Annotated in this window: 20 protein-coding genes and 1 tRNA gene; 13 read left to right on the forward strand and 8 right to left on the reverse strand. The window is 75.1% G+C overall.

From position 1 onward, the window contains the following. The first annotated feature begins 133 nt into the window (after nt 1–133). On the forward strand, nt 134–697 hold the full coding sequence (locus tag OOT42_RS03985; protein WP_273653659.1) for a phosphoribosyltransferase family protein: 564 nt from the start codon (nt 134–136) through the stop codon (nt 695–697). A 21-nt stretch (nt 698–718) separates the two neighbouring features. Here OOT42_RS03985 and OOT42_RS03990 read toward each other — a convergent pair. After that, a tRNA-Lys gene (locus OOT42_RS03990) sits at nt 719–791 on the reverse strand. A 188-nt stretch (nt 792–979) separates the two neighbouring features. Here OOT42_RS03990 and OOT42_RS03995 point away from each other — a divergent pair. Next, nucleotides 980–2,023, forward strand: coding sequence for a DUF3885 domain-containing protein (locus OOT42_RS03995; RefSeq protein ID WP_273653660.1), 1,044 nt, complete (start codon nt 980–982; stop codon nt 2,021–2,023). Nucleotides 2,024–2,059: 36 nt separating this feature from the next. Here the strand turns inward: OOT42_RS03995 and OOT42_RS04000 are convergent, their stop codons facing one another. Further along, nucleotides 2,060–2,386, reverse strand: coding sequence for a hypothetical protein (locus tag OOT42_RS04000; protein ID WP_273653661.1), 327 nt, complete (start codon nt 2,384–2,386; stop codon nt 2,060–2,062). A gap of 118 nt (nt 2,387–2,504) precedes the next feature. After that, nucleotides 2,505–3,563: a hypothetical protein gene (locus tag OOT42_RS04005; protein ID WP_273653662.1), complete on the reverse strand. Its 1,059-nt coding sequence runs from the start codon at nt 3,561–3,563 to the stop codon at nt 2,505–2,507. Between the two features lie 301 nt (nt 3,564–3,864). On the opposite strand from OOT42_RS04005, the gene OOT42_RS04010 reads away from it, so the two are divergent. Together OOT42_RS04010 and OOT42_RS04015 are read left to right on the forward strand one after the other, a co-directional pair. After that, on the forward strand, nt 3,865–5,178 hold the full coding sequence (locus tag OOT42_RS04010; RefSeq protein ID WP_273653663.1) for a DUF4190 domain-containing protein: 1,314 nt from the start codon (nt 3,865–3,867) through the stop codon (nt 5,176–5,178). A gap of 453 nt (nt 5,179–5,631) precedes the next feature. Next, a complete protein-coding gene (locus tag OOT42_RS04015; RefSeq protein ID WP_273653664.1) occupies nt 5,632–7,086 on the forward strand; it encodes a vWA domain-containing protein in 1,455 nt (484 codons plus the stop codon). A 40-nt stretch (nt 7,087–7,126) separates the two neighbouring features. Here OOT42_RS04015 and OOT42_RS04020 read toward each other — a convergent pair whose 3' ends face one another. After that, entirely contained in the window at nt 7,127–8,968 is a 1,842-nt protein-coding gene (locus OOT42_RS04020) for a glycoside hydrolase family 6 protein (protein ID WP_273653665.1), read from the reverse strand. Nucleotides 8,969–9,339: 371 nt separating this feature from the next. Between OOT42_RS04020 and OOT42_RS04025 the strand changes: the two genes are divergently transcribed. Next, the gene (locus tag OOT42_RS04025) at nt 9,340–10,020 is read left to right on the forward strand and encodes a helix-turn-helix transcriptional regulator (protein ID WP_273653666.1); all 681 of its coding nucleotides are present in this window, start codon (nt 9,340–9,342) and stop codon (nt 10,018–10,020) included. Between the two features lie 4 nt (nt 10,021–10,024). Here OOT42_RS04025 and OOT42_RS04030 read toward each other — a convergent pair whose 3' ends face one another. Further along, nucleotides 10,025–10,441 (reverse strand): hypothetical protein, encoded by a 417-nt coding sequence (locus OOT42_RS04030; RefSeq protein WP_273653667.1) that lies wholly within the window; start codon nt 10,439–10,441, stop codon nt 10,025–10,027. A 227-nt stretch (nt 10,442–10,668) separates the two neighbouring features. Here OOT42_RS04030 and OOT42_RS04035 point away from each other — a divergent pair, with 227 nt between their 5' ends. Further along, nucleotides 10,669–11,283 carry a dihydrofolate reductase family protein gene (locus OOT42_RS04035; RefSeq protein ID WP_273653668.1) on the forward strand — a complete coding sequence of 205 codons (615 nt, stop codon included), beginning with the start codon at nt 10,669–10,671 and terminating at the stop codon, nt 11,281–11,283. Between the two features lie 29 nt (nt 11,284–11,312). On the opposite strand, the gene OOT42_RS04040 is transcribed toward OOT42_RS04035, so the two are convergent. After that, nucleotides 11,313–11,984, reverse strand: coding sequence for a helix-turn-helix domain-containing protein (locus OOT42_RS04040; protein WP_273653669.1), 672 nt, complete (start codon nt 11,982–11,984; stop codon nt 11,313–11,315). A 161-nt stretch (nt 11,985–12,145) separates the two neighbouring features. Here OOT42_RS04040 and OOT42_RS04045 point away from each other — a divergent pair, with 161 nt between their 5' ends. Continuing rightward, nucleotides 12,146–12,505 carry an arsenate reductase ArsC gene (locus tag OOT42_RS04045; RefSeq protein WP_423776001.1) on the forward strand — a complete coding sequence of 120 codons (360 nt, stop codon included), beginning with the start codon at nt 12,146–12,148 and terminating at the stop codon, nt 12,503–12,505. A gap of 14 nt (nt 12,506–12,519) precedes the next feature. Here OOT42_RS04045 and OOT42_RS04050 read toward each other — a convergent pair whose 3' ends face one another. Both OOT42_RS04050 and arsM read right to left on the reverse strand, forming a co-directional pair. Beyond that, nucleotides 12,520–12,756 (reverse strand): hypothetical protein, encoded by a 237-nt coding sequence (locus OOT42_RS04050; RefSeq protein ID WP_273653671.1) that lies wholly within the window; start codon nt 12,754–12,756, stop codon nt 12,520–12,522. Between the two features lies 1 nt (nt 12,757). Then, nucleotides 12,758–13,504 carry an arsenite methyltransferase gene (arsM, locus tag OOT42_RS04055; protein ID WP_273653672.1) on the reverse strand — a complete coding sequence of 249 codons (747 nt, stop codon included), beginning with the start codon at nt 13,502–13,504 and terminating at the stop codon, nt 12,758–12,760. Between the two features lie 106 nt (nt 13,505–13,610). Between arsM and OOT42_RS04060 the strand changes: the two genes are divergently transcribed. The 6 genes from OOT42_RS04060 to OOT42_RS04085 all read left to right on the forward strand — a co-directional run bounded on the left by OOT42_RS04060 (nt 13,611) and on the right by OOT42_RS04085 (nt 19,273). Further along, nucleotides 13,611–13,985 (forward strand): ArsR/SmtB family transcription factor, encoded by a 375-nt coding sequence (locus tag OOT42_RS04060; protein ID WP_273653673.1) that lies wholly within the window; start codon nt 13,611–13,613, stop codon nt 13,983–13,985. A gap of 102 nt (nt 13,986–14,087) precedes the next feature. Next, nucleotides 14,088–15,437 carry a nicotinate phosphoribosyltransferase gene (locus OOT42_RS04065; protein WP_273653674.1) on the forward strand — a complete coding sequence of 450 codons (1,350 nt, stop codon included), beginning with the start codon at nt 14,088–14,090 and terminating at the stop codon, nt 15,435–15,437. After that, a complete protein-coding gene (locus tag OOT42_RS04070; protein WP_273653675.1) occupies nt 15,434–16,012 on the forward strand; it encodes a 5' nucleotidase, NT5C type in 579 nt (192 codons plus the stop codon). The genes OOT42_RS04065 and OOT42_RS04070 overlap by 4 nt, the downstream gene beginning before the upstream one ends. Next, entirely contained in the window at nt 16,009–16,611 is a 603-nt protein-coding gene (locus OOT42_RS04075) for an isochorismatase family protein (RefSeq protein ID WP_273653676.1), read from the forward strand. The genes OOT42_RS04070 and OOT42_RS04075 overlap by 4 nt, the downstream gene beginning before the upstream one ends. Then, nucleotides 16,608–17,402, forward strand: coding sequence for an NUDIX hydrolase (locus tag OOT42_RS04080; RefSeq protein ID WP_273653677.1), 795 nt, complete (start codon nt 16,608–16,610; stop codon nt 17,400–17,402). The genes OOT42_RS04075 and OOT42_RS04080 overlap by 4 nt, the downstream gene beginning before the upstream one ends. Next, a complete protein-coding gene (locus OOT42_RS04085; RefSeq protein ID WP_273653678.1) occupies nt 17,399–19,273 on the forward strand; it encodes an NAD+ synthase in 1,875 nt (624 codons plus the stop codon). The genes OOT42_RS04080 and OOT42_RS04085 overlap by 4 nt, the downstream gene beginning before the upstream one ends. The last annotated feature ends 24 nt before the right edge of the window (nt 19,274–19,297 follow it).

Below are 19,297 nucleotides of genomic sequence, written 5' to 3' on the forward strand. Positions count from 1 at the left end.
GGGCGGTGACCGTCACGGCCGAGCCTCCCCCGACGTGCTGCGCGCGTCCGCCCGCCCGCAGCCCGCGCCAGACGCATCGCCCCGCGCGCGTCGACACCCGGGACCGCTGGGAGCCGCTGCCACACTGACCGGCGTGGACGACCTGCGCTCCCGCCTGATCACGGGCTTCACCTGGCGGTCGGACCCGCCCGTCTGGCCGGCGACGCGCACCTACTACGCCGACTACAGCGCGTGGTGGCGCGACTCCGCGGTCCTCGCACAGATCGGGCCAGCACTCGCCGGGCTCTTCCGCGACATGCAGCCGACGGTCGTCCTCGGCACGGAGTCGCACGGCTTCCTGCTCGGACCTCTGGTGGCGCTGCACCTCGGAGTCGGCTTCGCCGCGGTACGCAAGGAGCCCGAACGCGGGTCCCACGACGAGGTCTGGCTCGTGCGGAGGACACCGCCCGACTACCGCGACCGACACCTCGACCTCGCCGTCCGTCGGTCCGTCCTGCGCTCCGGGGACCGTGTGCTCTTCGTGGACGAGTGGGCGGCGACGGGCGGGCAGGCGCTCGCCTGCCGACAGCTCGTCGAGGACGCCGGCGCACGGTGGACCGGAGCCGCCGTCGTCGTCGACGCGCTGGAGAGCTCGGCCGACCGGCGTGCGCTCGGCCTCCGCGGGTTGCTCCACGTGCGCGACCTCAACCGGCGCTGACGCCGCACGAGCAAGCGAGGGTGGGCCCCGTGGGGATCGAACCCACAACCCGCGGATTAAAAGTCCGCTGCTCTGCCAGTTGAGCTAGAGGCCCGGTGGATGGGAGACACCTGCGAGAGAGGTGGGGCGCCGCAGACGTCTGGCCCGACATCCAGGAGGAGAGCCTACGGGCAACTCACCGCGCGACCCGTGACACATGGACCGCGGACACCCGGATCGGTCGGGCGCGCCGGGAGGCTGCCGCGGCGCGACGGTGCGGTGCGGTGCGCGACCATCGTCGACGTGAGCCCAGAGCCTGATCTCGACGACGCGCGGTGGCAGATCCGCGAGACCGTCGACGGCGTGGCGGGTGCGACCCGCCTGGAGATCCGTCTGGGCGAGGCGCACCGGAGGTATCCCTCGTCGGATGCCGAGGACGAGCCGGTGGCGGTGATCGACGACCCGACCACTATCGCGGAGGTGCTCGGCGTGATCGCCTCCGCGGATCCCTCGCTCCGCGTCGTCGCCCATTCGCTCGGCGGCTTGTCGCTGGACTTCTTCGCGGACGACGACGACTTTCTCGGCTCGGTGCAGATGCTCTCGCCGCGGTGGGTCCGGTCGTGGTGGTCCTACGACGCGCTGCTGTCGTCCACTGTCCTGGACAGCGTCGTGGCGAGCCTCGAGAGCCCGCCGTGGGACCCGCGCGCCGACGCCGCGATCGATGCTGCGCTGAGCGGCGCGGTCCTCGCACCGGCGTCGCAGGCGTCGTGGCTCGCCGGCGCGTGGGACAGCAGATGGCCCGGTCAGGAGCCGATCAGCTATCGGCTGCGCTCGGACGCCCGGTGGGTTCGGTTCCACAGCCTCCCGCAGTCGAAGCGGTACCCGGACGACGAGCACGAGCTCGAGGAGGTCCTCACGCGGCACCGCACCGTGCTCGACGAGCTCGCTGCCACAGCGGGTGACGAGGATCGTCACGTCGTCGTGGTGACGGCCTCGTGGTCGGCCAGCAGCCAGCCGATCCCGCGCTCGGCACCGGTCGCCGCGGCGATCCCCGGTGCGCAGTACTGGATGAGTGTGCGCACCGAGGAAGACTCGGCGTTCCGGACGTGGGTGTGGACGCACCTGTACGTCGACGTCGTCAGCCTCGACGACCCTGGCGTGGAGCAGCTGCTGCGCATCGTCGCGGACGACCAGACCGCCAACGCGCTGATCCTCGCCCCGGACCTGTCGTGGCTGTACGCGCCGTACGACGGGGGAGCGGACGTGTATCCGGCGACCCCTGAGCAGCGCGATGAGCTCGCGGCGATCCACGCCGACTGGCTGTCGGCGACCGACTCAGGGCTGTGAGGCGTCCACCCCGCCGGACGGAAAGGGCAGGCCGCCCTACGCGTCCGTGAAGTTGCACGTGATGACGAAGCGGACGTTCTTGTCGAACGTGTAGGTGCGGTCGCCCTCGTTGGCGTCGCCCAGGTCGCTGACGAAGTACGTCTTGCCGGTCTTGATGACGACGAATGCCACCGGGGACGGCTTGGTGTAGGTCCGCACGCCGTGGCCGACGGTCGCCTTCGAGCAGTCGTAGACGCCGCCGTACTCCCACGTCGCCGGGTCGTCCCGGGGGTCGGGCTTGCACGCGGCGGCCGGTCCGGCCGAGGCGAACAGCGCGACGCCCGCGAGTGCGGCGGCGGTGAGTGTCAGGCGTAGACGAGCCATGGAGTGCCCCCTCGGTGAACGGGCACCGCGCGAGCCGCGGTGTCCGGTTTGTCACGTTAGGGGAGGTGCGGAGCGCGGCAGAAGTGGGGCCGCGTCGTTTCACCCGCGGGTCGTGCCGTCAGGGTGTCGGGCAGGTCGGGGTCCACAGGGACGGGCGGGCGTCGGTCATCAGCAGGACCTGGCCGGCCTCGCTGATCCGGTAGGGCACCCCGCGCAGCAGCGCGCCGTCGGCGTCCGCCAGCCGGCGGAAGCCGAGCTCCGGGCGGTACAGGAACGGGAGCGCCGAGCCCGACGTCGGGTCGATGACCGTGCCGATCGCGCCGCCGTGGTCGTCGGCGTCGATGACCTGGAGGTCGCCGCCGGGCGACGGGACGAAGGTGTATCCCGTGATCGGGGACCAGGTGACGAGCGCGTCCTCGGTCCAGTCGGCGCCGAGGCGGTGGCCGATCACGCGGCCCTGCTCGTCGAGGTGCTCGGCGACGAAGGTCGCGTCGCCGGGGAGCGGCGGGAGCTCGAGCACCGTCAGGTCGGGGCGCCACAGGAGCACGCGGTGGTGGTACACGCCCTGCGCGTCGAGCCGGTACCCCGACCCGAGGACCCACCCGGACTCGTTGACCGACCGCGTCCGCACCATCCGGTACGACGCGTCGGGCGTCGGGAGCACGTGCTTGCGGTCGGTCCACACGAACGGCTCGGTCGCGCCCTGGCCGCCGAGGATCTCGCTCGTGCCGACCACGACGTTCGCGTCGTTGACGTCGTGCACCTGGTCGTGCGTCCGCTGCGCGCGGTCGACCGGCGTCAACGGGAGCGGGCCCTCGACGCGCACGGCCTTCGCGGGGTCGAGCGTCGGGCCGTCGATCTCGGCGAGGCCGGCGACGCGTCCGCCGCCGCTGATCGCGCTGATCTCCGAGGACCGGCCGCCGTCGATGCCGCCGTACCAGCGGTAGGCGCCCGTGTGCGAGCTCCACGACGTGGCCCGGGACCGGTGGTCGTAGCCGACGACGACGCCCGCGTCGTCCACGTCGCGCGCGACAGTGAGCGGGACTGCGGTACGGGTGCCGCACACCGACCCCTGCCAGCCTGTGCCGGGTGGGTCCTCGGCGAGGGCGGGTGGCGTCGCGACGGCGGCGATCGTCGCGACCGCCAGGATCGAGCTCAGGACGATGCGTCGTCGCACGGACGTGACCCCCTCGTGCACGGGCCGCCGCGGCGACCCACCCCCTGCGTGCCGTGCGCGAGGACGGGCCTCGCGTCGCTCCATGCTGCGGGAGACCTCGCCGGGTGGCGACCCGGACGGCGGCCGACGGCCGGACTCCCTGCGCCCCCTCGTCTGCGCATCCCGCGAGCCGGGCGGCGCGACGGACGCCGCCTGAGGCCGCGCGCCCGCGAGCCGCGCCTGACGGCCGCGGGAACGGCGCGCGGGTGAACCCGGCAGAACCGGGGCGGGCGCGACCGTCGACTCCGTTACCGTGCCGCGGGTGAGCGAGCACACGGGACCTGACGCGGGCGGCACGCCGTTCGTTCCGCCGGGCGGCGCGCGGCCCGGGCTCGACAAGCGCCAGGCCCCCGACGCCCCGCCGGCTCCGCCCGCTGCGTCCCCGTACGCACCGCCTGCGGCGTCCCCGTACGCCCCGCCGGCCGCGCAGGAGGCGTGGCCCTACGCGCCGCCCGTCGCGGGGCAGTCCGGTCCGGTGACGGGGCCTCCGGTGACGACGCCGTCGCTCGGTCACGGCGATCCGTACGCCCCCGCCGACCCGTTCGCCCAGCCGTCGCCGTACGCCCCCGCCGACCCGCACGCGCAGGCGGGCCCCTCCGCCCAGCCGTCGCCGTACGCGCAGCCCTCGCCGTACGCCGAGCCGTCGCCGTACGCCCAGCCGTCGCCGCACGCCCAGCCGTCGCCGTACGCGCAGCCCTCCCCGTACGCGCAGCCCGGCCCGTACGCGCAGCCGTCCCCGTACGGCGCGCCGCAGCCGTTCGCGGCGCCGTCGGCGCACGGCACGCCCACCGCCTACGGAGCCCGCACCGCGTACGGAGCCCCCGCCACGTACGGAGCCCCCGGCGCGTACGGCGGCCCGCCCGCCTACGGTGCGCCCGCGCAGTACGGGAGCCCGTTCGGGTACGGCGCCCCGATCGCGCCGCCGACCGAGCCCCTCGCGATCGCGTCGCTCGCCACGAGCGTCGGCGGTCTGCTGCTGCTCGGCGGCATCCCGGGCCCGGTCGGCCTGGGGCTGGGCATCGGTGCGCTGCGCCGGATCCGGCGGCGCGGCACGCGGGGCCGCGGCATGGCGATCGCGGGTGTCGCCGTGGGGGCCGTGAGCACATTGGTGTTCGTCGGGTGGGTGTGGCTCGCGGTGTGGGCGGCGTCGACCTCCGGGACGGACGGCGGGCTGGCGTTCGGCGGCGAGCTGCCGGACTACACGCTGCGGTCGGACCTCGTGGTCGGCGACTGCCTGCACGAGTACCCGAACGCGCTCGACCTCGGCTCGGCCGAGCCGGTCGACTGCGACGGGCCGCACGCGCTCGAGATCGTGGCGGTGCTCCCGCTGTCGGGCCCGGTGGACACGTACGCGAACCCGACGGAGCCGGGGTACGACCGGGGGTTCGCGGAGTGCACGGCGTCCATCGAGCGCGTCGCGCCGGGCCTGCTCGACGAGTGGGCGGTCTGGACGGACGTGAGCTTCCCGCACCCGGACGACTGGTCGTCGGGCGCGACGTCGGCGTACTGCGCGGTCGCGACGGACTACCCGGACCTGCGCGGGTCGGTGCTCGACGGACCCGTGTCGGGGCCGTGACGACGCTCCGCATTCCTCACGGAACGGCATCTGTTCGACGCCGCCGCACATTCTGAGAAATGCGGCTCACGCATTGGGCAGCCGTACCTCCCGCCGCGCGCCCGACGGCCCGTCGCCGTCGTCGCGGAGCAAGTTGCCTGGTCACAGGCGTGTCTCGGCCTGGTCACGGGCGACTCTGGGAACCGGCTGTCCGTGACCTGAACGGGACAGTCGTGTGACTGCCCCGTGCTGGCGGTGACCGTCGGCGGGCCGGGAGGCTTCAGTCCTCGGAACAGACGGAGGCGACTGATGCGCGGATGGGCGACGACGGGGACGCGGACGACGGCACGGCGACGTGGCGGTGCGGACGGGCGGCGGCGGGGACGGCCGTGGGCACGGGCGGCCGCGGCGCTCGCGGCCGTGGCGGTCGGGGGAACGCTGGCCGCGTGCAGCGCGGGCGAGTCCGGTGCGGACATGGCCGGCCCCGAGGTCGCCTACGACGACTCGTTCCCGGAGGGCTGGCGTGACGTCCCGCTGGACGACCAGGAGGAGTACGACGACTCCCCGGAGCAGCCGTTCCAGGACGTCCGGACGAGCCCTCTGTCGACGTTCGCCTCGGACGTGGACACCGCGTCGTACAGCAACCTGCGCCGCCAGCTCCGTCAGGGGGTCGCGCCGGAGGGCGTGCGCATCGAGGAGCTCGTCAACTACTTCGACTACGACTACCCGGCTCCGGACCGGGACGCGGCGGACCCGTTCACGGTGACGACGCAGGTCGCGGACGCGCCGTGGGCGCCGGACCACAAGCTCGCGATGATCGGCGTGCAGGCGACGGCGGCGACGCCGACGAGCCGGGGCAACAACATCGTGTTCCTGCTCGACGTGTCGGGGTCGATGGACGAGCCGAACAAGCTGCCGCTGCTCGCGGAGTCGTTCGAGCTGCTGGTCGAGCAGCTCGACGAGGACGACACGGTGTCGATCGTGACGTACGCGGGCAGCAACCAGGTGCTCGCGGACTCGGTGCCGGGCGACCACCGCCGTGAGCTCGTCGGGATCCTGCGTGACCTGCGGGCCGGCGGCTCGACGGGCGGCGCGGCGGGCCTGGAGACCGCGTACGAGCTCGCGACGGAGAACTTCGTCGAGGGCGGCAACAACCGGGTGATCCTCGCGACGGACGGCGACTTCAACGTCGGCCCGTCGACGCCCGAGCAGGTCACGGACCTCATCGAGGAGCACGCGAAGACGGGCGTCTACGTCTCGGTGCTCGGCTTCGGGATGGGCAACCTGAAGGACGTGACGATGGAGGCGATCGCCGACCACGGGAACGGCAACTACGCGTACATCGACACCATCGAGGAGGCGCGCAAGGTCCTCGTGGACGAGTTCGACTCGACGATGTTCGTCGTCGCGCAGGACCTCAAGGTGCAGGTCGAGCTCAACCCCGCGACGGTGTCGCGGTACCGGCTGCTGGGGTACGACAACCGTCGGCTGGAGGACGAGGAATTCGACGACGACACCAAGGACGCCGGCGACGTGGGCGCCGGGCACGAGGTCACCGCGTTCTACGAGCTGGTCCCCGCGGACGGGGCGTCGGCCGAGGACGACCTGGCCTACCAGGACGTCGAGACGGGCGGCTCCGACGACTTCCTCACGGTGCACGTCCGGTACAAGCAGCCGGGCGGTGACACGAGCACCGAGGTCGTCTTCCCGGCCGGTGCCGACACTTACACGACGCGCCCGTCGGCCGACTTCCGGTTCGCGTCCGCGGTCGCCGAGTTCGGGCTCGCGGTGTCCGGCTCGGAGCACGCCGCCGACGCGAGCCCGGCCCGGGCCCGGGACCGTGCGCGCGAGGCGCTCGGCGAGGACCCGTACGGGCTGCGGGAGGAGTTCGTCGGCCTGGTCGACGAGTACGTGCGGATGACGGGCTGAGCGAGGACCGCCCCGGGACCTCCTCGGGCCGGCGCGGGCGTCACCAGGTGGCGCGCGACGCCAGCCCGAGGAGGTACTCCTCCCACAGCCGGCCGGCGGCGGGACCGCCCGCGCAGGTCCCGTCGCTCAGGCCGACGGTCTTGACCCACAGGTCGGCGACGTGCGGGCCGTCACCGGTCGCACGCGGCGGCGAGCCCAGCGCGCGGCCGGCCGGGTTGCACCACACCGTCCCGTCGGGGCCGGCGAGCGCGCCGTTGCCGTTGCGCGACGTGTCGACGACGAACGACGCCCCGCCGAGCAGCGCGGACAGGTACCGGCCGTACGCGACCTCGTGCTCCGAGCGCTGGAAGTTCGACGTGTTGACGGCGAAGCCCGCCGCCTGGTCGACGCCCGCGGCGCGCAGCCGCAGCGCCATGTCGCGCAGCGCGGCCGTCCCCCAGCCGAAGCTGTTGCTGCTCGCGGCGTCGAGGTACACCTCGGCCCCGGCTCGGCTCAGCACCGTCACGGCGTGCCGGAGCGTCGCGAGCCGGGCGTCCCGGTCGCCGCAGCGGTCGAGGTGCAGCAGCGCGTCGGGCTCGACGACGACCACCGCCCGCGCACGGGTCAGGCCCGCGGCGACCTGGTCGACCCACGCGCGGTACTCGGCGGCCGTCGCGAGGCCGCCGGCCGAGAGGCCGCCGCAGTCGCGGTCCGGGATCGCGTAGGTGACGAGCACGGGCGTCTGACCGGCGGCGGCCGCGGTCGCGGCGTACGCCCGCACGGACGACGCGACGGTCGCGGTCGCGTCCTGCGGACCGAGCCAGCGCGCCGAGCCCTGAGCCGCGGCCTTGGCGAGCAGCGCGGCGTCGGCGTCGCGACCGGCGTCCCGGGCGACCTGCGCGGCGCGCGCCGCCGGCGACGCGGGGTCGACGTACTGCGGCGCGCCCGCGAGCACGGTCCCCGGGAGACGCTCGTCGAGCGGGGTGCCGGAGCTCGTGGTGGTCCCCGGGCGGGTCCCGGTCAGCGGGCCCGACGGCACCGGCAACGGGTCGGGCAGCGGCAGCGAGACGACGGTCGGCACGCGCTCGGCGGGTGTGTCCGGCGTGGACCAGACCGACGCGTGCGTCGCGGAGATCAGGTACGCCCGGCCGTGGTCCTTGACGACGAGCCGGGCGCCCGCCGACGACGTCCCGCTCGACCAGAGCACCGCACCGTCGGGCCCGACGACGCGCAGGTCGCCGTCGGGTGCGACGAGCGCGTGCGCACCGGCCCGTGCGGTCGGCGACCGCCACGCGGTCCGGTCACCCGCCGTCAGCACGAGCGCACCGTCCGTCCCCATCGTGAGCCGCGTGGTCCCGTCGGGGCTCGTGACGGACTCGCGCGGCAGCAGCACGCCGCCCGACGGCACCCGGTCCAGGCCGGTCGTGCGCAGCGACGCCCCCGGTGCGCTCGCGCTCTTCCACGCGACGGTCCCCGTCGCGCTGATCGTGTAGAGCACCCCGTCGGGCTTGAGCACCGACCGGGCGCCCGGCGACGACGTCGCCGTCGTCCACAGCACCGCGTCGGCGCGTGACCGGACCTCGAGCGCACCGCCGGCCTGCTGCACGAGGCGCGCCCCCGGGTTGCCCGTGGTGCCCGTGTGCCACAGGACGCGGCCGCCGACGCTCACCGTCACGTCGCCGTCCGAGCGGACGGTCAGCACGTGCGTGCTGCCGACCGCGTGCAGGCTCGCGCCCGCCGCGAGCGTCTGCCCGCCGAGGACCCGGTCGGTCGGCTCCTGCGCGGACGCGGGCAGCGGGCCGACCAGCGAGACGACGACGGCGAGCGCGGCGACGACGTGGACGGCGGACGCGAGGGCGCGACCGGTGCGGCCGGTCGTCCGGGGCGTCGACGGCGAGGGCATGACGGGACTCCTGCGGGTGCGGTGCGGTGCGGGTGGCTCGCACGTGCGCATCGACCGCCGGGACCCGTCTGTGAGCGACCGCCGCCGACGTCACGCGGGCGAGCGCCCGACGCGTACCGGTCCGTGGCGCAACGCGTCGTTCGCGCGCGGGGCCCGGCGTCGTCGAGACGTCGTGAGGTGCCGAGCGCCACCTCACGCCCCGCGGCCGCGTCGCCACCGTCGGGCGGCCTCCGGGAACGCGCGACCGCCTCGCGACCGGCGCTCGCGGTGCCGGCGCGCCGGCGTCCACCGACGGACACGTCTGCCGACGTTAGGGTCGAGGGGACGACGAGCCGCCGGGGCAGCAGGGTGGCCGTCGGGAGGGAGCCCAGGTGCCCGAGGACGTCGGCGACGACACGGCCGCCGTCGCCGCGCTCGGGGAGCCCGTGCGGCGGGAGCTCTACCGCTTCGTCGTCGCCCAGGGCGTCCCGGTCAGCCGCGAGACCGCTGCGAGCGGCGTCGGCGTCCCGCACCACGTCGCCAAGTTCCACCTCGACAAGCTCGTGACGGCGGGTCTGCTGGACGTCGAGCACCGGCGTCCGCCCGGTCGCGGTGGTCCGGGGGCCGGCCGTCCGACGAAGCTCTACCGGCGCGCCGACCGTGAGGTCGCCGTGAGCCTGCCGCCGCGCCGCTACGACCTCGCGGGTCGCGTCATGGCCGAGGCGATCGTCGTCGCCCAGCGGGACGGGACCGCGGTGGGCGAGGCGCTCGCGGCGGTGGCGAGGGAGACGGGTCGCCGCCTCGCGCGGGGCGCGGACGTCGGCCCGGGAGCGGGGCGCGAGGCGGTCGCCGCCGTGCTCGCCGGGTACGGCTACGAGCCGCGGGACGTCGGCGGGGACGTCCTCCTGACGAGCTGCCCGTTCGAGCGGCTCGCGGTCGAGCGGGCCGACGTCGTGTGCGTGATGAACCGCGACCTCGTCGAGGGGGTCGTCGACGAGGTCTGCCCGGGTGGGCTCACGGTGCGCCTGGACCCCGGCGCCGGGCGGTGCTGCGTCGTCGTCGGGGCGCCGTGAGCGGTCAGAGGTGGCCGGGCGTGCAGCCGGGCGTGTAGTACCCGGTCACGGTGGCCGCCCGGCTGGTCGAGCGGTTGCCGGCGAGGTCGACGGCCTGCACGCGCACCGCGTTCGGGCCGGGCTGCAGCAGGTGCAGGATCGCCCACATGCCGCTCGAGCCCTTGTCCTCGAGGGCGCCGATGTCGACGCCGTTCGCGAGCACGCGGTACCGGATCTGGTCCTGGGGCGTGACGTCGTCGGTGACCTTGGGCACGCCGACGATGAGCATGAGGCACTGGAACCCGCCGGCGTAGCCGTAGAGCGGGGTGCCCGGGGGTGTGGTGTCCGCGGCGGCGGACGCCGAGGCGCCGCCCGCGAGGGCGGTGGTGAGCGCGGTGATCGCGGCGACGGTCGCGGTCCGGACGAGACGGTGTCGGGACATGCGGTCCTCCTGGGACCGGTCGGTGCTGGGGCGCGGACGTGTCCGCTGCGGCACGCCCGGGGAGAACGCGGAGCGTTCTAGAAGAGATGTCATTCGACGTTAGAACGCGGTCCCGGCGTCGGCAACCCGGCGCAACCGCTGCGGGTCCGGCGGTCGTGCTCCGCTGGACCGCGGTCCGCGGCTGCGCTCGAATGGGCGCCGGGACCAGCACCGTCCGAGGAGGAACCGTGGGCCGCCTGCACATCGACCTGTTCGTCACGCTCGACGGCGTCGCCCAGGCGCCCGGCGGACCGGAGGAGGACACGTCGGGCGGCTTCCCGTTCGGCGGCTGGCAGGCGCCGCTCCCGGACGACATGGTCGGCCGCGAGGTGAGCGCCGGGATCGCCTCGATGGACGCGCTGCTCCTGGGCCGCCGGACGTACGACATCTTCGCGGCGTACTGGCCGCGGCACGCGAGCACGATCGGGCGGAAGCTCAACGAGGTGCCCAAGTACGTCGCGAGCCGCGGCGCGCCGGACCTGACCTGGGAGCGCTCGACGCTCCTGGGGCCGGACCTCGCCGCCGAGGTGCGGGCCGTGCGGGACCGGCACGAGAGCACGCACGTCATCGGCAGCGTGGACCTCGTCCAGACGCTGCTCGCGGAGCGGCTGTTCGACGTGCTGACGCTGTGGGTGCACCCGATCGTGCTGGGTCAGGGCAAGAAGGTGTTCCCTGACGGCGTGCGGCCGTCGGGGCTGCGGCTGCTCGAGCCGCCCGCGGTGGGCAGCGAGGGCGTCGTGCAGCTCCGGTACGCGCCGACGGGGCAGGACCCGGCGACGGGGGACATGACCGTCGACGACTGACGCCGCGCCGGGGCGGTGGGTGCTGGCGGTCAGGTCAGCACGAGCCGCGGCGCGAGCGCCCGGATCCGCCGGTCGAGCTCGTCGACCGCGCTGTCGAACGCCGCGGGTGCGCCGTCGCGCACGGGGTCGGGCACGGACCAGTGCACGTCGGCGCGCACGCCGGTCTCCTCGTGCGCGCGGTCGCACACGGTCACGACGAGGTCGTCGTCGCGCCGCACGGACGCGAGCGCGCGCGGTGCGACGCCGGTCAGGTCGAGCCCGTGCCGCGCGGCCGCCGCGAGCGCGCCGGGCGCGACGGCGTCCGCGGGGTGCGTGCCGGCGGACGCGGCGGGGACGTCGCTGGCGCGGTTCCACACCGCGACGGCGAGGTGGGAGCGCGCGGAGTTGGCGGTGCAGACGAACAGCACGCGGGGCGGGCGGGGGAGTGCGGTCGTCACCGGTCCGAGGTCGGTCGGCAGCAGCCGCAGGTAGGTGCGGCGGCGGTCGCCCTCGGAGCGCGTCCGGGCGACGAGGCCGTGCTCGACGAGGACGTTGACGTGGTGCGCGAGCAGGTTGGACGGGATCGCGAGCGCGCCGGCGAGCTCCGACGGCGAGGCGTCGCCGCGGGACAGGAGGTCGACGACGGCGAGGCGGCCGGGGTCGGACAGTGCGCCGTGCAGCGCCGCGCGCCGCTCGACCGCCCACATCCACTCAGTGTTCATTGAGTCAATGTTGACTGACTGAACGTGCGGGATCAAGATGTGCGACGAGCGGGACGCCGACGGCGGCCCGCGACCGCCGCCGTCCCGAAGGAGCAGCCGTGACCACGCCCGACAAGCCCAGCGTCCTGTTCGTGTGCGTGCACAACGCCGGCCGCTCGCAGATGGCCGCAGGCTTCCTGGCCGCGCTGTCCGGCGGCGCGGTCGAGGTCCGCTCGGCCGGGTCGGCCCCCGCCGCGCAGGTGAACCCGGTCGCGGTCGAGGCCATGGCCGAGGTCGGGGTCGACATCGCCGCCGAGCAGCCCAAGGTCCTCACGGCCGACGCCGTCCAGGCGTCCGACGTCGTGGTGACCATGGGCTGCGGCGACGCGTGCCCGTTCTACCCGGGCGTCCGCTACGAGGACTGGGAGCTCGACGACCCCGCCGGGCAGGGGATCGAGGCCGTGCGGCCGATCCGGGACGAGATCCGCGGCCGGGTCGTCGGGCTCCTCGACTCGCTCGGCGTGCCGGTCGTCACCCCGTAGCGGAGCCCGGGCGGTCAGGCGGCGCAGCAAGCCGCGGGGGAGCGGTCCGCCGTCAGGGCGACGGGCGCGCGCAGACCGCGGACGAACGACCGGCCGGCCGTCGCGACGTCCTGGACCAGCGCGCGGGTCCGGAGACCGCGCCCGGCGGCCGCGGGGGTCGCGCGCTCGCGGAGGAGCAGCGCGACGGCGAGCGCGCGGTCGAGCTCGCGCTGCTGCTGCCGGTGGAGCGTGAGGTACAGCTCGGGGTGCATGTCAGGCCTCCGGCTTGCGTGCGTGGACGATCGCGCCGTGCATGCCGTCCGCGACCTGGTGGGTGAACGTGACGGCGGTGTCGACGAAGCCGGCGGTCGCGAGCCCGTCGAGGTACTCCTGCCGGGACAGGGCGCCCGCGATGCAGCCGACGTAGGAGCCGCGCTCGGCGCGCTGCTCGGTCGTGAGGTGGTCCTCCGCGACGACGTCCGAGATGCCGACGCGGCCGCCCGGGACGAGGACCCGGAAGACCTCGCCGAGCACGGCGGGCTTGTCGGGCGAGAGGTTGACGACGCAGTTCGAGATGACGACGTCGACGGACGCGTCGTCGAGCGGCAGGTCCTCGATCGTGCCCTTGTGGAACGCGACGTTGGTCGCGCCGGCGCGCTCGGCGTTGGCGCGGGCGAGCTCGAGCATCTCGTCGGTCATGTCGACACCGTGCGCGAAGCCGGTCGGTCCGACCCGCTTGGCGGACAGCAGCACGTCGATGCCCCCGCCGCTGCCGAGGTCGAGGACGCGCTCGCCCGTGCGGAGCTCGGCGACCGCGGTCGGGTTGCCGCACCCGAGGGAGACGAGCTGCGCCTCGACGGGGATGCCGGTCAGCTCGGTCGGGTCGTAGAGCGCGGCACCGAAGATCTCGGCCTCGTCGGTCGGACCGCAGCTCCCGCCGCCGCAACAGCCGGCGTCGCCGCCGACCTGCCGCGCCGCCTCGGCGTACTTCTCGCGGACCTGCTCCCGGATGTCGGCCATCGTTCCTCCTTGATATCGATGCTTGTCGATGTCCACTGATCATGGGCCTCGACATTGATCACTGTCAATATCGACAGCCATCGATTTCCCGCCATACACTCGTCGCATGGCTGCCATGGACCTGCTTCCCGTCGTCTCCGAGCCGGCCGCGTGCTGCACCCCGGCGACGGCGCCGACGATCAGCGCGGACGACGCGACGGCGCTCGCCCGCACGCTCAAGGCCATGGCGGACCCGACGCGGCTGCGGCTGCTCTCGCTCATCGCCGCGCACGAGGGCGGCGAGGCGTGCGTCTGCGACCTCATCGAGCCTGTGGGCCTCAGCCAGCCGACGGTGTCCCACCACCTCAAGCAGCTCACCGAGGCCGGGCTGGTCACGCGCGAGAAGCGGGGCGTGTGGGCGTACTTCACGATCGTGCCCGGCGTGGTCGACGCCGTGAGCGAGCACCTCGCCGCCCACCTGACGGTGCGCGCCCCGCGCTGACGCGCGCCCCCTGCTCAGCGGCCGCCGTCCCGCGTCGCCTGATCGAGTCAATCTGACCTGAATCGCTTGCGCGCCCGTCGCGGCGGCATGCATATTGTCATCATGACTCAAAGCGACCGGGTCGAGACCACCCTCCCCAGCACCGCGCTGCTGACGGACCACTACGAGCTGACGATGCTGCGCGCCGCGCTCGCCGACGGCACCGCGCACCACCGGGCCGTCTTCGAGGCGTTCGCGCGCCGGCTCCCTGCGGGCCGCCGCTACGGCGTCGTCGCCGGGCTCGGCCGGCTCGTGGCGGCCGTCCAGGCCTTCCGCTTCACCGACGCCCACGTCGGCTGGCTCGAGGAGCAGGGCGTCGCCGACGCCCGCACCGCCGCCTACCTGCGGACCTACCGCTTCCGCGGCCAGATCGACGCCTACCGCGAGGGCGAGGTCTTCTTCCCCGGCAGCCCGGTCCTCACCGTGACGGGAACGTTCGCCGAGTGCGTCGTCCTCGAGACGCTCGTCCTGTCGATCCTCAACCACGACTCCGCGGTCGCGTCGGCCGCGGCCCGCATGGTCACCGCGGCCCGCGGCCGGACCCTGCTGGAGATGGGCAGCCGCCGCACCGGCGAGGCCTCGGCCGTCGCGGCCGCCCGGGCGGCCTACGTCGCCGGGTTCGACGCGACGAGCAACCTCGAGGCCGGCTTCCGGTACGGCGTCCCGACCCGCGGCACCGCCGCGCACGCGTTCACGCTCGCGCACACCGACGAGCGGGCCGCGTTCGCGTCGCAGGTCGCCGCGCTCGGCACCGGCACCACGCTGCTCGTCGACACCTACGACACGACCGAGGGCATCCGGAACGCCGTCGCCGTCGCGGGTCCGACGCTCGGCGCGGTCCGCATCGACTCGGGCGACCTCGCGACCGAGGCGCGCGCGGCGCGTGCGCTGCTGGACGGGCTCGGGGCGACGGGCACGCGGATCGCCGTCACGTCGGACCTCGACGAGCACACGATCGACGCGCTCGCGGACGCCCCCGTCGACGTCTACGGCGCCGGGACCCGGCTCGTCGGCGGCTCGGGGCACCCGACCGCGGGCATGGTCTACAAGCTCGTCGCGGTCGCCGACCGGCCCGGGGCCGACGCGCCGCTGCGGCCCGTCGCGAAGACCGCGGCCGGCAAGACGAGCACCGGCGGGCGCAAGACCGCCTACCGCGAGCTCGACGACCAGGGTCGCGCGGTGCGCGAGACCGTCGTCGTCGGACCCACCGGCACCGTCCCCGGCCGGGCGCTCCAGGTCGCCGTGGTCCGCGACGGGCACGTCGTGCACACCCCGACGCTCGACGAGGTCCGGGCGCACCACCGCGGCGCCAAGGCCGAGCTGCTGCCGACCGACCTCGACCTCACCGACGGCGCGCCTCGCCTCGTCGCCGAGGCACGCTCGACCGACACCCTCGCCGGAGCCGCCGCATGAGCACCCCGCCCGTCGTCCTCGTCGACATGGACGGCGTCCTCGCCGACCTCGAGACCGCGTTCTGGGACCGCTGGGCCGTCGCGCACCCGGACCTGCCGCAGCGCGCCGACGCCGACGCCTCGCGGTTCCTCGTCCTCGACCAGGTCGGGCGTCGGTGGGCCGACGAGGTGCACGCGATCACCGGCGCGCCGGGCTTCTTCCGCGACCTGGCGCCCGTCGACGGCGCGGTCACGGCGATGCGCGAGATGCTCGCCGACGGCATCGACGTCCGGATCTGCACCGCGCCGCTGCTCGCCAACCCGACGTGCGCGTCCGACAAGCTCGCGTGGGCCGACCGGCACCTCGGCGACGGGTGGTCCGCCCGCGTCGTCGTCACCCGGGACAAGACGCTCGTGCGCGGCGACCTGCTGGTCGACGACAAGCCCGACGTCACCGGCGTTCTGACCCCGACGTGGCGGCACGTCGCGTTCGACGCCCCCGCCAACCGCACCTCCACCACCGCCGCGCACCGCCTGCGCGGGTGGGCCACCTGGCGTCGGACCCTGACGCCGCTCCTGGGAAGGACCGCAGCATGAAGAGCGCCCTCATCGTCGTCGACGTCCAGAACGACTTCTGCGAGGGCGGCGCGCTCGCCGTCGCGGGCGGGGCCGAGGTCGCCGCGCGGATCACCGACTACGTGAAGCGGCACGGCGACGACTACGACACGGTCGTCGCCACGCGCGACTGGCACGCACCGCTGCCCGACACCAACGACGGCCACTTCGCGGCCGACGGCGAGGCCCCGGACTACGTCACGACGTGGCCCGTGCACTGCGTCGCCGGGACGCCGGGGGCCGACTACCACCCGGCCCTCGTGCTGCCCGAGCGGACCGTGCACGTCGTCAAGGGCGAGTCGCGGCAGGACTACTCGGGGTTCCAGGGACGCGTCGTCGACGCCCCCGGCGGGCTCGTGCGGCTGGCGGACCTGCTGCTGGCCCGCAACGTGGCGCACGTCGACGTCGTCGGCATCGCGACCGACTTCTGCGTCGCGTCGACCGCGATCGACGCCCGCCGCCGCGCCGCGACCGTCGTCACCGTGCTGACCGACCTGACCGCCGCGGTGTCCGCGCCGACCGCGGTCAAGGCGCTCACCGAGCTCACCGGGCGCGGCGTGCGGCTGGAGGAGTCGCGGTGAGCGCGGCGCAGGCCCCCGAGGGGTACGACGCGTCCGCCTACCCGCCGTTCGCCGTCACGGTCGACCTCGCGATCTTCACGATCCGCGACGGGCACCTCAAGGTCCTCCTGGTGCAGCGCGCCGACGACCCGTACGCGGGTGCGTGGGCGCTGCCGGGCGGGTTCGTCGGGATCGACGAGGACGCGACCACCGCGGCGTGGCGCGAGCTCGCCGAGGAGACGGGTCTGGCCCGCTTCGGCGGCCACCTGGAGCAGCTCGCGACGTACTCGGCGCCCGACCGTGACCCGCGCATGCGGGTGGTGTCCGTCGCGCACGTCGCGTTCGCGCCGAACCTGCCCGCCCCGCGCGCCGGGTCCGACGCCGCCGCCGCGCACTGGTGGGACGTCGACGACCTGTTCCTGCCCGGGCTGACGCTCACGGGCGACCCCGACGACGCGCCCGACCTGGCCTTCGACCACGCGCAGATCCTCACCGACGCCGTCGACCGGGTCGCCGCCAAGCTCGAGTACACGACGCTCGCGACCGCGTTCGTCGAGACGCCGTTCACGCTGTCCGAGCTGCGGCACGTCTACGAGACGGTGTGGGGCGTCCGTCTCGACCCCGGCAACTTCCGCCGCAAGGCCGAGACGGGCTCGCTCGCGACGAAGGACGCGGACACCGAGCCGCGTCCGACGGGCGGCCGGCGGGCCGCCGTGTACCGCCCGACCGGGACGGCCGCGCTCCAGCCGCCGATGCTGCGGCCCGACGGCGCCCGCGCCAAGACCACCGACACCACCGGAGGACCCCGATGACCAGCCCGGCGACCCTGCGGGTCGCGCTCGCCCAGCTGCCCGTGCGCGTCGGCGACCTCGCCGGCAACCGGTCCGCGATCCTCGACGCCGCCGCGTGGGCGGGGTCGGTCGACGCCGACGTGCTGCTGACCCCCGAGATGTCCGTGACGGGCTACCCCGTCGAGGACCTGCTCGCCGAGCCCGGGTTCGTCGACGCGGCCGCGCGCACCGTCGACGACCTGGCGGCCGCGTCGGGCCCCGTCGTGACCGTCGTCGGGGCGCCCCTGCGGACCGACCAGCTCCCGGCGGCGGGCGGGGCGCGCAACCTCGGCTCGGCGCTCGACGCCGTCGTCCGGCCGCTGCGCAACGCCGCGGTCGTGCTCGCCGACGGGCGGGTGCAGGCCGCGCACGCGAAGACGCTGCTGCCCACGTACTCGGTGTTCGACGACGCGCGGCACTTCGGCGCGGGTCGCCGTGACCAGGCGCTCCTCCAGGTCCCGACGCCCACCGGTCCGGTCACCGTCGCGCTGCTCGTCTGCGAGGACGTGTGGGATCCGACGCTCGTCGCCGAGGTCGCCGCCGCGGGCGCGCAGGCCGTGCTCGTGACGAACGCGAGCCCGTACGAGGTCGGCAAGCCCGCGCGCCGCCTCGCCGTGCTGCGGGCCGCCGCCGTCGCGGGCGGCGTGCCCGTCGCGTACGTCAACGCGTGCGGCGGGCAGGACGAGGTCGTGTTCGACGGCGGCTCGCTCGTCGTCGACGCCGACGGGCGGCTGCTCGCGCGCGCCGCCGCGTTCACCGCCGACCGGCTCGTCCTCGACCTCCCCGTCGCGCCCGCCCGGCCCGTGCTCCGCGACGCGGTGCGCGTGGACCGGTCGGCCGTCCCGGACAGCCGCCGGCCGGTGCCGTCGCCCGTGGTGGCGCCGCCGCTCGACCCGCACGAGGAGGTGTGGACCGCCCTGGTCACGGGCTTCCGCGACTACTGCACGCGCGTCGGCCTCCCGCGCGTCGTCCTCGGGCTGTCGGGCGGGGTCGACTCCGCGCTCGCCGCGACGATCGCCGTCGACGCGCTCGGCCCGGACGCCGTGCGCGGGATCGGGATGCCCGGCCCGTACTCGTCGCCCGGTTCGGTCGACGACGCCGCCGCGCTCGCCGCGAACCTCGGCATCCGGTTCGACGTCGTCCCGATCGCCGACGCCTACACCGAGCGTGTCACGGCGCTCGCGGACGTCGTCGGCGGCCCGGACGTCGACCCGGTCGCGTGGGAGAACCTCCAGGCCCGCCTGCGCGGCACGACGCTCATGACGATCGCCAACGCGACCGGCGCGCTCGTCTGCTCGACGGGCAACCGGTCCGAGAGCGCCGTCGGCTACACGACGCTCTACGGCGACACGTGCGGCACCGCGCCGAACCCGCTCGGCGACCTGCTGAAGACCGACGTGGTCGCCGCCGACGGGCGGCTCGTGCCCGGCGTCTACGGGCTGTGCGCGTGGCGGAACGCGCGCGCCGACGCCGCCGGCGAGACCCCGCCGATCCCGACCTCGACGCTCACGAAGCCCCCGTCGGCCGAGCTCGCGCCGGACCAGCAGGACTCCGACTCGCTCCCGCCCTACGACGTGCTGGACCCGCTGCTGCTCGCGTTCCTCGAGGACCGGACCGGCCCCGACGGGCTCGTCGACGACCTCGTCGCCCGCGGGCACGACCGCGCCGCCGCGACGGCGACCGTCCGGCACGTGCTCGGCCTCGTCGACCGCAGCGAGTTCAAGCGGCGTCAGGTCCCGCTGCGGATCAAGGTCAGCCGCGTGGCGTTCGGCCGCGACCGTCGAATGCCGCTCGCGACGCACTGGCGGCACGTCCCGACGCCGGTCGGGGAGCCGTCGCCCAGCGTGGCCTGACCGCCGCCCGTCACGTCTGCGGGA

This window comes from Cellulomonas fimi (assembly GCF_028583725.1).
Lineage (GTDB): Bacteria > Actinomycetota > Actinomycetes > Actinomycetales > Cellulomonadaceae > Cellulomonas > Cellulomonas fimi_B.